This window comes from Streptomyces sp. NPDC088746 (assembly GCF_044751065.1).
Taxonomy (GTDB): domain Bacteria; phylum Actinomycetota; class Actinomycetes; order Streptomycetales; family Streptomycetaceae; genus Streptomyces.
Map to the genome: position 1 here is coordinate 182033 of NZ_JBIVLA010000009.1, position 13571 is coordinate 195603.

General features: G+C 69.7%; 14 protein-coding genes. 13 read left to right on the plus strand and 1 reads right to left on the minus strand.

What is annotated here, in order from left to right; translation table 11 throughout:
* The first annotated feature begins 31 nt into the window (after window positions 1-31).
* Window positions 32-598: an elongation factor P gene (gene efp, locus ACIP63_RS32340; RefSeq protein WP_014044814.1), complete on the plus strand. Its 567-nt coding sequence runs from the start codon at window positions 32-34 to the stop codon at window positions 596-598.
* 2 nt (window positions 599-600) lie between these two features.
* Complete coding sequence (gene nusB / locus ACIP63_RS32345; protein ID WP_031097763.1) at window positions 601-1032, plus strand: transcription antitermination factor NusB; 432 nt, start codon at window positions 601-603, stop codon at window positions 1030-1032.
* 170 nt (window positions 1033-1202) lie between these two features.
* Here nusB and bldD read toward each other — a convergent pair whose 3' ends face one another.
* Window positions 1203-1703 (minus strand): transcriptional regulator BldD, encoded by a 501-nt coding sequence (gene bldD / locus ACIP63_RS32350; RefSeq protein ID WP_014157378.1) that lies wholly within the window; start codon window positions 1701-1703, stop codon window positions 1203-1205.
* A gap of 221 nt (window positions 1704-1924) precedes the next feature.
* On the opposite strand from bldD, the gene pyrR reads away from it, so the two are divergent.
* From pyrR to rpoZ, 11 genes are all read left to right on the plus strand, one after another.
* A complete protein-coding gene (gene pyrR, locus ACIP63_RS32355) occupies window positions 1925-2509 on the plus strand; it encodes a bifunctional pyr operon transcriptional regulator/uracil phosphoribosyltransferase PyrR (protein ID WP_401522886.1) in 585 nt (194 codons plus the stop codon).
* Between the two features lie 90 nt (window positions 2510-2599).
* Window positions 2600-3616 (plus strand): aspartate carbamoyltransferase catalytic subunit, encoded by a 1017-nt coding sequence (locus tag ACIP63_RS32360; protein WP_401522889.1) that lies wholly within the window; start codon window positions 2600-2602, stop codon window positions 3614-3616.
* A gap of 2 nt (window positions 3617-3618) precedes the next feature.
* Complete coding sequence (locus ACIP63_RS32365; RefSeq protein WP_401522892.1) at window positions 3619-4905, plus strand: dihydroorotase; 1287 nt, start codon at window positions 3619-3621, stop codon at window positions 4903-4905.
* Window positions 4902-5516, plus strand: a complete 615-nt coding sequence (locus ACIP63_RS32370; protein ID WP_401522895.1) for a hypothetical protein — start codon at window positions 4902-4904, stop codon at window positions 5514-5516. Before ACIP63_RS32365 ends, ACIP63_RS32370 begins: the two co-directional genes overlap by 4 nt.
* A complete protein-coding gene (gene carA, locus ACIP63_RS32375) occupies window positions 5513-6670 on the plus strand; it encodes a glutamine-hydrolyzing carbamoyl-phosphate synthase small subunit (protein WP_401522899.1) in 1158 nt (385 codons plus the stop codon). Before ACIP63_RS32370 ends, carA begins: the two co-directional genes overlap by 4 nt.
* Window positions 6663-9971, plus strand: coding sequence for a carbamoyl-phosphate synthase large subunit (gene carB / locus ACIP63_RS32380; RefSeq protein ID WP_401522901.1), 3309 nt, complete (start codon window positions 6663-6665; stop codon window positions 9969-9971). Before carA ends, carB begins: the two co-directional genes overlap by 8 nt.
* 56 nt (window positions 9972-10027) lie before the next feature.
* Window positions 10028-11137 (plus strand): quinone-dependent dihydroorotate dehydrogenase, encoded by a 1110-nt coding sequence (locus tag ACIP63_RS32385; RefSeq protein WP_401522904.1) that lies wholly within the window; start codon window positions 10028-10030, stop codon window positions 11135-11137.
* On the plus strand, window positions 11134-11973 hold the full coding sequence (gene pyrF, locus ACIP63_RS32390; RefSeq protein WP_401522907.1) for an orotidine-5'-phosphate decarboxylase: 840 nt from the start codon (window positions 11134-11136) through the stop codon (window positions 11971-11973). Before ACIP63_RS32385 ends, pyrF begins: the two co-directional genes overlap by 4 nt.
* A 244-nt stretch (window positions 11974-12217) precedes the next feature.
* Window positions 12218-12541, plus strand: a complete 324-nt coding sequence (locus ACIP63_RS32395) for an integration host factor (protein WP_014157387.1) — start codon at window positions 12218-12220, stop codon at window positions 12539-12541.
* Between the two features lie 38 nt (window positions 12542-12579).
* Window positions 12580-13197, plus strand: coding sequence for a guanylate kinase (gene gmk, locus ACIP63_RS32400; protein ID WP_401522912.1), 618 nt, complete (start codon window positions 12580-12582; stop codon window positions 13195-13197).
* A gap of 98 nt (window positions 13198-13295) precedes the next feature.
* On the plus strand, window positions 13296-13568 hold the full coding sequence (gene rpoZ, locus ACIP63_RS32405) for a DNA-directed RNA polymerase subunit omega (RefSeq protein WP_003970369.1): 273 nt from the start codon (window positions 13296-13298) through the stop codon (window positions 13566-13568).
* The last annotated feature ends 3 nt before the right edge of the window (window positions 13569-13571 follow it).

Genomic DNA, 13571 nt, shown 5'->3' on the forward strand with positions numbered 1-13571 from the left:
CACCAGCTTCAGTCCAGGAGATTCCGCAACCGTGGCTTCCACGAACGACCTCAAGAACGGCCTGGTGCTCAAGCTCGACGGAGGCCAGCTCTGGTCCGTCGTCGAGTTCCAGCACGTCAAGCCCGGCAAGGGCCCCGCCTTCGTGCGCACCAAGCTCAAGAACGTGCTCTCCGGCAAGGTCGTCGACAAGACGTTCAACGCCGGCGTGAAGGTCGAGACGGCCACCATCGACCGCCGCGACATGCAGTTCTCGTACATGGACGGCGAGTACTTCGTCTTCATGGACATGGACACGTACGACCAGCTCATGGTCGACCGCAAGGCCGTCGGCGACGCCGCCAACTTCCTGATCGAGGGCTTCACCGCCTCCGTGGCGCAGCACGAGGGCGAGGTGCTCTACGTCGAGCTGCCCGCCGCGGTCGAGCTGACCATCCAGCACACCGACCCGGGCGTCCAGGGCGACCGCTCCACCGGTGGCTCCAAGCCCGCCACCCTGGAGACCGGTTACGAGATCGGTGTCCCGCTCTTCATCACCACCGGCGAGAAGATCAAGGTCGACACCCGTACGGGCGACTACCTCGGCCGGGTGAACAGCTAACCGTGGCTGCCCGGAACAAGGCCCGCAAGCGCGCCTTCCAGATCCTTTTCGAGGCCGACCAGCGCGGTGAGTCCGTGCAGACGGTCCTCGCGGACTGGGTACGGCTCTCGCGGACCGACGACCGTCAGCCGCCGGTCGGTGAATTCACGATGGAGCTGGTCGAGGGGTACGCGCAGTACGCGGACCGGATCGACGACCTGATCGTCACCTATGCCGTGGACTGGGAGATCGACCGCATGCCGGTCGTCGACCGGAGCATCCTGCGGCTCGGGGCGTACGAACTGATCTGGATGGACTCGACCCCGGACGCCGTGGTGATCGACGAGGCGGTCCAGCTCGCCAAGGAGTTCTCCACGGACGACTCCCCGGCCTTCGTGAACGGCCTGCTGGCCCGGTTCAAGGACCTCAAGCCGAATCTTCGCCGGGAGCAGTAGCCTCCGGCGGCGACAGAGCCGAACGAAGGGCCCACGGTCGCACGCGACCGTGGGCCCTTCGGCGTGGCCGCCCCCGGCCGCGGTGGACGGGCCGGGACATGAGAACGCCGGGCCGGCGGAGTCCAGGGAACTCCGCCGGCCCGGCGGCACGCTCTTCGTGGTGCTGGTGGTCAGCCCTCGTCGTGGGCCACGGCGCGACGCGCGTCGGCGTCCAGCACGCCCCAGCTGATCAGCTGCTCCGTGAGCACGGACGGCGACTGGTCGTAGATCACGGCCAGGGTGCGCAGGTCGTCCTGGCGGATGGACAGCACCTTGCCGTTGTAGTCGCCACGCTGGCTCTGGATCGTCGCCGCGTAACGCTGCAGCGGTCCGGCCTTCTCCGGCGGCACGTGGGCGAGGCGCTCGAGGTCGAGGACCAGCTTCGGCGGCGGCTCGGCGGCACCGCCAGGAGTCGTACCGGGCAGGAGCTCCTGCACCGGAACGCCGTAGAAGTCGGCCAGCTCGGCAAGGCGCTGAACGGTCACGGCGCGGTCGCCGCGCTCGTAGGAACCGACCACGACGGCCTTCCAGCGGCCCTGCGACTTCTCCTCCACGCCGTGGAGGGAGAGGCCCTGCTGGGTGCGGATGGCGCGGAGCTTGGCCCCGAGCTGCTTTGCGTATTCGCTGGACATAAGGCTCCCCGGACGCTGGAACATTCTGCGGCTGGGCCGCGTGGCTGGTAACTCACTGTGAGGTTACGCAGCGTTACTTGGCTGCGTCAAGCCGAAAGGTCCGGACTGCGGCCTCCCGGGGGCGGGGCCAGGGCCTCGCACAAGCCCTGGTAACGTGGATGACGCAATTTCGACGTCCTTTAACGTCCGTCCAGTGAGGCGGAGAAGGAGGTCCGTTTCTTATGGACGCACAGCATGACCACACCGGCAATGCGGCACGCCCCGTTCTCGAGGCTCCCGACATCGCCCGGGTACTGACCCGAATCGCCCACGAGATCGTCGAACGCGCCAGGGGCGCCGACGACGTGGTGCTCCTCGGCATCCCGACACGAGGGGTCTTCCTCGCCCGCCGGCTCGCCGGAAAGCTCGAAGAGATCACCGGCCGGAAGACGCCGGTCGGGTCACTCGACATCACGATGTACCGCGACGATCTGCGGATGCGCCCGGCGCGTGCCCTCGCACGCACCGAGATCCCCGGTGAGGGCATCGAGGGCAGCCTCGTCGTGCTCGTCGACGACGTGCTCTTCTCCGGCCGCACGATCCGCGCCGCACTCGACGCGCTCGGCGACATCGGCCGGCCCCGTGCCGTCCAGCTCGCGGTCCTCGTCGACCGGGGCCACCGCGAACTCCCGATCCGCGCCGACTACGTCGGCAAGAACCTCCCCACGTCGCTGCGGGAGACGGTCAAGGTCCAGCTCGCCGAGGAGGACGGCCGCGACGCCGTGCTGCTCGGTGTCAAGCAGACCGTCCCGGCAGGCGAGCAGTAGCCGAGTCCCGTCCCGTGCGCCCGAACGGCCGCACGGCTGCTTCCGCACGCCCGCCTGCCTGATCCCTCCACCCTTCACGGAGACTCCCAGATGCTGCGCCCTCCCGGGGACAACCCCCGGACACACCGCCACCTCATCTCGGCCGCAGACCTCACCCGCGACGACGCCGTCCTGATCCTCGACACCGCCGAGGAGATGGCGAGGGTCGCGGACCGGCCGATCAAGAAGCTTCCCACCCTGCGTGGACGAACGGTCGTCAACCTCTTCTTCGAGGACTCGACCCGGACGCGGATCTCGTTCGAGGCCGCCGCCAAGCGCCTGTCCGCCGACGTCATCAACTTCTCCGCGAAGGGCTCGTCCGTCTCCAAGGGCGAGTCGCTCAAGGACACCGCGCTCACCCTGGAGGCCATGGGCGCCGACGCCGTCGTCATCCGGCACGGCGCCTCCGGAGCCCCGTACCGCCTCGCGACCTCGGGCTGGATCGACAGCGCCGTCGTCAACGCGGGTGACGGCACGCACGAGCACCCCACCCAGGCACTGCTCGACGCGTTCACCATGCGCCGCAGGCTGGTGGGACCCGACGCGGGCATCGGCCGCGACCTCGAAGGCCGCCGGATCACGATCGTCGGCGACATCCTCCACAGCCGCGTGGCCCGCTCCAACGTGCACCTGCTGCACACGCTCGGTGCGCACGTCACCCTGGTGGCGCCGCCCACCCTCGTGCCCGTCGGCGTCGAACAGTGGCCCTGCGACGTCAGCTACCGCCTCGACGACGTGCTGCCGAAGTCCGACGCCGTCATGATGCTCCGAGTGCAGCGCGAGCGGATGAACGCCGCCTACTTCCCGACCGAGCGCGAGTACTCCCGCCGCTACGGCCTGGACGGCGAACGCATGGCTCGGATGCCCGAGCACGCCATCGTGATGCACCCCGGCCCGATGGTCCGCGGCATGGAGATCACCGCCGAGGTCGCGGACTCCGACCGCTGCACCGCCGTCGAACAGGTCGCGAACGGCGTCTCCACCCGCATGGCCGTCCTGTATCTGCTGCTGGGCGGTTCCGAGACCGCCCTGCCGTCCGCCTCCGCCCGTACCGAGGAGAACAAGTAACCATGAGCAAGATCCTGATCCGCGGTGCGAAGGTCCTCGGCGGCGAGCCGCAGGACGTCCTCATCGACGGCGAGACCGTCGCGGAGACCGGCACCGGCATCGAGGCGGGCGACGCCACCGTGATCGAGGCGGCAGGCCGGATCCTGCTGCCCGGCCTCGTCGACCTGCACACCCACCTGCGCGAGCCCGGCCGCGAGGACTCCGAGACCGTCCTCACCGGGACCAAGGCGGCCGCGGTCGGCGGCTTCACCGCCGTCCACGCCATGGCCAACACCTTCCCCGTCGCCGACACCGCCGGCGTCGTCGAGCAGGTCTGGCGGCTCGGCAAGGAGTCCGGCTACTGCGACGTGCAGCCCGTCGGCGCCGTCACCGTCGGCCTGGAGGGCAAGCAGCTCGCCGAGCTCGGCGCCATGCACGACTCCGCCGCCGGGGTGAAGGTCTTCTCCGACGACGGCAAGTGCGTCGACGACGCCGTGATCATGCGTCGCGCGCTGGAGTACGTGAAGGCCTTCGACGGCGTCGTCGCCCAGCACGCCCAGGAGCCCCGCCTCACCGAGGGCGCCCAGATGAACGAGGGCGTCGTCTCGGCCGAGCTCGGCCTCGGCGGCTGGCCCGCCGTCGCCGAGGAGTCGATCATCGCGCGCGACGTCCTCCTCGCCGCCCACGTCGGCTCCCGGGTCCACATCTGCCACCTGTCGACCGCCGGCTCCGTGGAGATCGTCCGCTGGGCCAAGTCCAAGGGCTGGAACGTCACCGCAGAGGTCACCCCGCACCACCTGCTCCTCACCGACGAGCTCGTACGGACCTACAACCCGGTCTACAAGGTGAACCCGCCGCTGCGCACCGAGGCCGACGTCATGGCCCTGCGCGAGGCCCTCGCCGACGGCACGATCGACTGCGTGGCCACCGACCACGCGCCGCACCCGCACGAGGACAAGGACTGCGAGTGGGCCGCCGCCGCCATGGGCATGGTGGGCCTGGAGACCGCGCTCTCCGTGGTCCAGCAGGCGATGGTGGACACCGGTCTCCTCGACTGGGCGGGCGTCGCGGACCGCATGTCGTTCCGCCCCGCGGCCATCGGCAGGCTCGAAGGACACGGCCGGCCCGTCTCGGCGGGTGAGCCCGCCAACCTCACCCTGGTCGATCCGGCATACCGTGGAGCTGTGGACCCCGCGGGCTTCGCCTCCCGCAGCCGCAACACTCCGTACGAGGGTCGCGAGCTGCCCGGCCGAGTGACCCACACCTTCCTGCGGGGCCGTGCCACGGTCGTCGACGGGAAGCTCGCGTGACAACACTCAACCCCCTCTACCAGCTGGCCGCCGAAGAGAAGTCGGCCGAAGTGACGGACTGGTCCGCCCGCATCAGCTGGGTCCTCGGACTGCTCGTCCTCATCGCCTTCGTCTACTGGCTGATGCGCCAGGGATGGAAGTGGCGGGGGAGCCTGCAGTCCGGCCTGCCCGAGCTCACGGCCACCCCCGAAGGGTTCGCGGACGGCGAGAAGCTGCTCACCCTCACCGGCCGCTACCACGCCTCGACGACCGCCGGGCAGTGGCTCGACCGGATCGTGGCGCACGGCCTCGGCACCCGCAGCCGGGTCGAGCTGACCCTCACCGCGCAGGGCCTCGACGTCGTACGCACCGGGGCCGCCGACTTCTTCGTACCGGCCGCCGCGCTGCGCGAGGCCAGGCTCGACAAGGCGCTCGCCGGCAAGGTCCTGCCCGAGGGCGGCCTCCTGGTCATCACCTGGGAGCACGGCGACCGGCTGATCGACTCCGGTTTCCGCTCCGACCGCGCGGCCGAGCACCAGGCGTGGGTCGACGCCGTCAATCACCTCACCGGCGCAGCCGGTGACCACCTCACCAGCACCACCACCAGCACGACGGAAGGCACCGCACGATGACGATCTCCAATCCGGGGCATGCCTCGAAGAGGAAAGAGGCGTCTCCCGCCGTACTCGTCCTGGAGGACGGCCGCTCCTTCCGCGGCCGCGCCTACGGGGCCGTGGGGGAGACCTTCGGCGAGGCGGTGTTCTCCACCGGCATGACCGGTTACCAGGAAACGCTGACCGACCCCTCGTACCACCGCCAGGTCGTCGTCATGACCGCCCCGCACGTCGGCAACACCGGCGTGAACGACGAGGACCCCGAATCCAAGCGGATCTGGGTCTCCGGCTACGTCGTCCGCGACCCCGCGCGCGTGCCCTCGAACTGGCGCTCCCGCCGGACACTGGACGAGGAACTCGCGAGCCAGGGCGTCGTCGGCATCAGCGGCATCGACACCCGCGCGCTCACCCGCCATCTGCGGGAGCGCGGCGCGATGCGCGTCGGCATCTTCTCCGGCAACGCGATCGAGGACGAGGGGGTGCTGCTCGCCAAGGTGCGCCAGGCCCCCGAGATGAGCGGAGCCGACCTCGCGGCCGAGGTCGCCACCAAGGAGGCGTACGTCGTCCCCGCCGTCGGCACCAAGAAGTTCACCGTCGCGGCGATCGACCTCGGCATCAAGGGCATGACCCCGCACCGCATGGCCGAGCGCGGCATCGAGGTGCACGTCCTGCCGGCCACCGCGACCCTCGACGAGGTGTACGCGGTGCAGCCCGACGGAGTGTTCTTCTCCAACGGCCCCGGCGACCCTTCCACCGCCGACCACCCCGTCGCCCTCATGCGGGGCGTCCTGGAGCGGAAGACCCCGCTCTTCGGCATCTGCTTCGGCAACCAGATCCTCGGCCGCTCGCTCGGCTTCGGGACCTACAAGCTGAAGTACGGCCACCGGGGGATCAACCAGCCCGTGCAGGACCGCACGACCGGCAAGGTCGAGGTCACCGCGCACAACCACGGCTTCGCCGTCGACGCCCCCCTCGACAAGGTCTCGGACACGGCGTTCGGCCGCGCCGAGGTCTCCCACGTATGCCTGAACGACCAGGTCGTCGAAGGCCTCCAGCTGCTCGACCAGCCGGCCTTCAGCGTCCAGTACCACCCCGAAGCAGCCGCGGGCCCGCACGACGCCGCGTACCTCTTCGACCGTTTCGTCACCCTGATGGAGGGCCCGCGTGCCTAAGCGCTCCGATATCCAGTCCGTCCTGGTCATCGGCTCCGGCCCGATCGTCATCGGGCAGGCCGCCGAGTTCGACTACTCCGGCACCCAGGCCTGCCGCGTGCTCAAGGCCGAGGGCCTGCGCGTCATCCTGGTGAACTCCAACCCGGCGACGATCATGACCGACCCGGAGATCGCCGACGCCACGTACGTCGAGCCGATCACCCCCGAGTTCGTCGAGAAGATCATCGCCAAGGAGCGCCCCGACGCGCTGCTCCCGACCCTGGGCGGCCAGACCGCGCTCAACACCGCGATCTCCATGCACGAGAACGGTGTCCTGGAGAAGTACGGCGTCGAGCTCATCGGCGCCAACGTCGAGGCCATCAACAAGGGCGAGGACCGCGACCTCTTCAAGGGAGTCGTCGAAGCCGTCAAGGCGAAGATCGGCTACGGCGAGTCCGCCCGCTCCGTCATCTGCCACACGATGGACGACGTCATCGCCGGCGTCGACACCCTCGGCGGCTACCCCGTCGTCGTCCGCCCCTCCTTCACCATGGGCGGCGCCGGCTCCGGCTTCGCCCACGACGAGGAGGAACTGCGCCGCATCGCCGGACAGGGCCTCACCCTCTCGCCGACCACCGAGGTGCTCCTGGAGGAGTCCATCCTCGGCTGGAAGGAGTACGAGCTGGAGCTGATGCGCGACAAGAACGACAACGTCGTGGTCGTCTGCTCCATCGAGAACTTCGACCCGATGGGCGTCCACACCGGCGACTCCATCACCGTCGCCCCGGCGATGACGCTCACCGACCGTGAGTACCAGCGGCTGCGTGACATCGGCATCGCGATCATCCGCGAGGTCGGTGTCGACACCGGCGGCTGCAACATCCAGTTCGCGATCGACCCGTCCGACGGCCGGATCATCGTGATCGAGATGAACCCGCGCGTCTCCCGCTCCTCCGCGCTCGCCTCGAAGGCCACCGGCTTCCCGATCGCCAAGATCGCCGCCAAGCTGGCCGTCGGCTACACGCTCGACGAGATCCCCAACGACATCACCGAGAAGACGCCGGCCTCCTTCGAGCCGACCCTCGACTACGTCGTGGTCAAGGCCCCGCGCTTCGCCTTCGAGAAGTTCCCGTCCGCCGACTCCACCCTCACCACCACCATGAAGTCGGTGGGCGAGGCCATGGCGATCGGCCGCAACTTCACCGAGGCCCTCCAGAAGGCGCTGCGCTCCCTGGAGAAGAAGGGCTCGCAGTTCGCCTTCACCGGGGAGCCGGGCGACAAGGCCGAGCTGCTCGCCGAGGCGGTCCGCCCCACCGACGGGCGCATCAACACCGTGATGCAGGCGATCCGGGCCGGCGCCACCCAGGAAGAGGTCTTCGACTCGACGAAGATCGACCCCTGGTTCGTCGACCAGCTCTTCCTGATCAAGGAGATCGCCGACGAGCTGGCCGCCGCCGAGCGCCTCGACACCGACCTCCTCGCCGAGGCCAAGCGGCACGGCTTCTCGGACGTCCAGATCGGCGAGATCCGCGGCCTGCGCGAGGACGTCGTGCGCGAGGTCCGGCACGCGCTGGGCATCCGCCCGGTCTACAAGACGGTCGACACCTGCGCCGCCGAGTTCGCCGCGAAGACGCCGTACTTCTACTCCAGCTACGACGAGGAGAGCGAGGTCGCGCCCCGCACCAAGCCGGCGGTGATCATCCTCGGCTCCGGCCCGAACCGCATCGGCCAGGGCATCGAGTTCGACTACTCCTGTGTCCACGCCTCCTTCGCCCTGAGCGACGCGGGCTACGAGACCGTGATGGTCAACTGCAACCCGGAGACCGTCTCCACGGACTACGACACCTCCGACCGGCTGTACTTCGAGCCGCTCACGCTCGAGGACGTCCTGGAGATCGTGCACGCCGAGTCGCTGGCCGGCCCGATCGCCGGTGTGATCGTCCAGCTCGGCGGCCAGACCCCCCTGGGGCTCTCGCAGGCACTCAAGGACAACGGCGTGCCGATCGTGGGGACCTCCCCGGAGGCCATCCACGCCGCCGAGGACCGCGGCGCCTTCGGCCGGGTCCTTGCCGAGGCCGGCCTGCCGGCCCCGAAGCACGGCACCGCCACCACCTTCGCGGAGGCCAAGGCCATCGCCGACGAGATCGGCTACCCCGTCCTCGTACGCCCGTCGTACGTGCTCGGCGGCCGCGGTATGGAGATCGTCTACGACGAGACCCGCCTCTCCTCGTACATCTCCGAGTCCACCGAGATCAGCCCCACCCGGCCGGTCCTGGTCGACCGCTTCCTCGACGACGCGATCGAGATCGACGTCGACGCGCTCTACGACGGCACCGAGCTCTACCTCGGCGGCGTCATGGAGCACATCGAGGAGGCCGGCATCCACTCCGGCGACTCCGCCTGCGCGCTGCCCCCGATCACCCTGGGCGGCTACGACATCAAGCGGCTGCGGGCCTCCACCGAGGGCATCGCCAAGGGCGTCGGCGTACGCGGGCTGATCAACATCCAGTTCGCGCTCTCCGGCGACATCCTGTACGTCCTGGAGGCCAACCCGCGTGCCTCGCGGACCGTCCCCTTCACCTCGAAGGCGACCGCGGTCCCGCTCGCGAAGGCCGCCGCCCGCATCTCGCTGGGCGCGACCGTCGCGGAGCTGCGCGCGGAGGGCCTGCTGCCGAAGCAGGGCGACGGCGGCACCCTGCCGCTCGACGCGCCGATCTCCGTCAAGGAGGCCGTCATGCCGTGGTCGCGCTTCCGCGACATCCACGGCCGCGGCGTCGACACGGTCCTCGGCCCGGAGATGCGCTCCACCGGCGAGGTCATGGGCATCGACTCGGTGTTCGGCACCGCGTACGCCAAGTCGCAGGCCGGCGCCTACGGCCCGCTGCCCACCAAGGGGCGCGCCTTCATCTCCGTCGCCAACCGCGACAAGCGCTCCATGATCTTCCCGGCGCGCGAGCTGGTCGCCCACGGCTTCGAGCTGCTGGCCACCTCCGGCACCGCCGAGGTGCTCAAGCGCAACGGCATCAACGCCACGGTCGTGCGCAAGCAGTCCGAGGGTGAGGGCCCGAACGGCGAGAAGACGATCGTCCAGCTGATCCACGACGGCGGGGTCGACCTCATCGTCAACACGCCGTACGGAACGGGCGGCCGGCTCGACGGCTACGAGATCCGCACCGCGGCCGTCGCCCGGTCCGTGCCGTGCCTCACGACGGTCCAGGCGCTCGCCGCCGCCGTCCAGGGCATCGACGCGCTGAACCACGGGGGAGTCGGCGTACGTTCCCTCCAGGAACACGCCGAACATCTGACCGCGGCCCGCGACTAGGAAGCCCAGCAGGGGGACACCGGAAACGGTGTCCCCCTCTTCATGAGGACACCGTGATGTACAAACTCTTCTTCCAGCTGGTCTTCAAGCGGATGGACCCGGAGCAGGCGCACCACCTCGCCTTCCGCTGGATCCGCCTGGTCGCCCGGATCCCCGTGCTGCGCACCTTCGTCGCCGCCGCGCTCGCCCCCCGCCACGAGGAGCTGCGCACCGAGGCCCTCGGCCTGCGGATGCACGGCCCGTTCGGGCTCGCCGCCGGCTTCGACAAGAACGCCGTCGCCATCGACGGCATGTCCATGCTGGGCTTCGACCACATCGAGATCGGCACGGTCACCGGCGAGCCGCAGCCCGGCAACCCGAAAAAGCGGCTGTTCCGTCTCGTCGCGGACCGGGCGCTGATCAACCGCATGGGCTTCAACAACGAGGGCTCCGCGGCCGTGGCGGAACGCCTCGCCGCCCGCACCCCGGTCTTCCGTACGACCGTCGGTGTCAACATCGGCAAGACCAAGGTCGTCCCCGAGGACGAGGCCGTGGGCGACTACGTGAAGTCCACCGAGCGGCTCGCCGCCCACGCCGACTACCTCGTCGTGAACGTCTCCTCGCCCAACACGCCCGGACTGCGCAACCTCCAGGCCACCGAGGCGCTCCGCCCGCTGCTCACCGCCGTGCGTGAGGCCGCCGACCGCACCGTCACCGGCCGGCGGGTCCCGCTCCTCGTCAAGATCGCCCCGGACCTCGCGGACGAGGACGTCGACGCGGTCGCCGACCTCGCCGTCGAGCTCGGTCTGGACGGCATCATCGCCACCAACACCACCATCGCCCGCGACGGCCTCGGCCTGAAATCCGACGCCTCCCTGGCCAAGGAGACCGGCGGGCTCTCCGGCGCGCCCCTCAAGGAGCGCTCCCTGGAGGTCCTGAGCCGCCTGTACGCCCGCGTGGGGACCCGGATCACCCTGGTGGGCGTCGGGGGCATCGAGAACGCCGAGGACGCCTGGCAGCGGATCCTGGCCGGAGCCACGCTCGTCCAGGGCTACAGCGCCTTCATCTACGAGGGCCCGTTCTACGCCCGCGCGGTCCACAAGGGCCTGGCCGCCCGCCTGGCCGCATCCCCGTACGCCACCCTCGCCGAAGCCGTCGGCGCCGAGACACGGAAGGCCATGCAGTGACCCCTGAACCCTTCGGCGCGCGCCTGCGCCACGCCATGGACACCCGCGGGCCGCTCTGCGTCGGCATCGACCCGCACGCCTCCCTGCTCACCTCCTGGGGCCTGAACGACGACGTCGCGGGCCTGGAGCGCTTCACCCGTACGGTCGTCGAGGCGCTGGCCGACCGGGTCGCCGTGCTCAAACCGCAGTCCGCGTTCTTCGAGCGCTTCGGATCGCGCGGCATCGCCGTCCTTGAGAAGGCCGTCGAAGAGGCCCGCGCGGCGGGTGCCCTCGTGCTGATGGACGCCAAGCGCGGTGACATCGGGTCGACCATGGGGGCCTACGCGGCCACCTACCTCGACAAGGACTCCCCGCTCTTCTCCGACGCGGTCACGGTCTCGCCGTACCTCGGCTTCGGTTCGCTGCGCCCCGCGCTGGAGGCCGCCGAGATCTCCGGCGCGGGCGTCTTCGTGCTCGCCCTCACGTCCAACCCGGAGGGCGCGGAGGTCCAGCGGGCCACCGCGGCGGACGGACGGCCGCTGGCCCAGGTGATGCTCGACCACATGGCCGCCGAGAACGCGGGGGCGGCGCCGCTCGGCTCCGTCGGCGCGGTGGTCGGCGCCACGCTCGGGGACGCGGGCGTGGATCTGGCGATCAACGGTCCGCTGCTCGCTCCCGGCATCGGCGCCCAGGGCGCGACCCCCGCGGATCTGCCCGGTGTGTTCGGTGCCTCGGTGGGCAATGTGGTGCCGAGCGTGAGCCGGGGCGTGCTCCGCCACGGACCGGACGCGTCAGGGCTGCGCGAAGCCGCCGGACGGTTCGCGGACGAGGTCCGTTCGGCCGTCTCGGAAAGCTGACCATGCCACGTAACAGCCTGTTGACGGAATTCTGACCAGAATTCCGGGTTGTTATGGCCGAAATGTCCGGGTCGGTTGAGGCTGACCAGGACTTTTCCGCTGTTCTCGCTGACTCAGGCGGCCTTGGCCGCTAGTCTCCGTCGAGAGCCAACGAGCACAGGTTGTTCGTTGCTCACCAGGTGTGGTGCCACCAGGTTCCTCACCGGTCCGTATCCGACAGATCGACATCCGAGGTGACGTAGGCGTGGCTCTTCCGCCCCTTACCCCTGAACAGCGCGCAGCCGCGCTCGAAAAGGCCGCCGCGGCTCGCCGGGAGCGGGCCGAGGTCAAGAATCGACTCAAGCACTCCGGCGCCTCGCTCCATGAGGTCATCAAGCAGGGCCAGGAGAACGACGTCATCGGCAAGATGAAGGTCTCCGCCCTTCTCGAGTCCCTGCCGGGCGTGGGCAAGGTCCGCGCCAAGCAGATCATGGAGCGTCTCGGCATCTCCGAGAGCCGCCGTGTCCGGGGTCTTGGCTCCAACCAGATCGCATCCTTGGAGCGTGAGTTCGGCGGCAGCGCCGCCTGACGTTCTCAGGCACTCCTGAGAACGGGGATAATCGCCCCATGGCTGCAACATCCCGGGGGACGTCCCCCGTACCCCCGGACGTACGTCCGCGGCTGACCGTGCTCTCCGGCCCCTCAGGGGTCGGCAAGAGCACGGTCGTCGCGCATATGCGCAAGGTTCACCCCGAGGTCTGGCTCTCGGTGTCCGCGACGACCCGTAAGCCGCGCCCCGGCGAGCGCAACGGCGTCCACTACTTCTTCGTGGACGACGAGGAGTTCGACAAGCTGATCGCCAACGGCGAACTGCTGGAGTGGGCCGAGTTCGCGGGCAACCGGTACGGCACGCCGCGCCGGGCCGTGCTCGACCGCCTGGAGGCGGGCGAGCCGGTCCTGCTGGAGATCGACCTCCAGGGCGCCCGGCTGGTCCGCCAGTCGATGCCCGAGGCGCAGCTCGTCTTCCTGGCGCCGCCCGGCTGGGACGAGCTGGTGCGCCGGCTCACCGGCCGCGGAACGGAGTCGCAGGAAGTGATCGAGCGCCGGCTCGCCGCTGCGAAGGTCGAGCTGGCCGCCGAGGCGGAGTTCGACACCACGCTCGTCAACACCTCGGTCGAGGACGTGGCACGCGAGCTGCTAACGTTGATGCTGCAGGCTTCCGGCCTCCGTGGTACCGACGACTGAATCACTGTCCTCACCGTCCACGGACGCAGAGCATCACCACTGCGGAACCAGCATGATCAAAGATCTCTTTGATCTCTATCCCCTTCGGAAGGCAGAGAGTGTCCTCTTCCATCACCACGCCCGAGGGCATCATCAACCCGCCGATTGATGAGCTCCTCGAGGCCACCGACTCGAAGTACAGCCTTGTGATCTACGCCGCCAAGCGCGCGCGCCAGATCAACGCGTACTACTCGCAGCTCGGCGAAGGCCTCCTCGAGTACGTCGGTCCGCTCGTCGACACCCACGTGCACGAGAAGCCGCTCTCGATCGCGCTCCGCGAGATCAACGCGGGCCTGCTGACCTCCGAGGCCATCGAGGGCCCCGCGCAGTAAGCA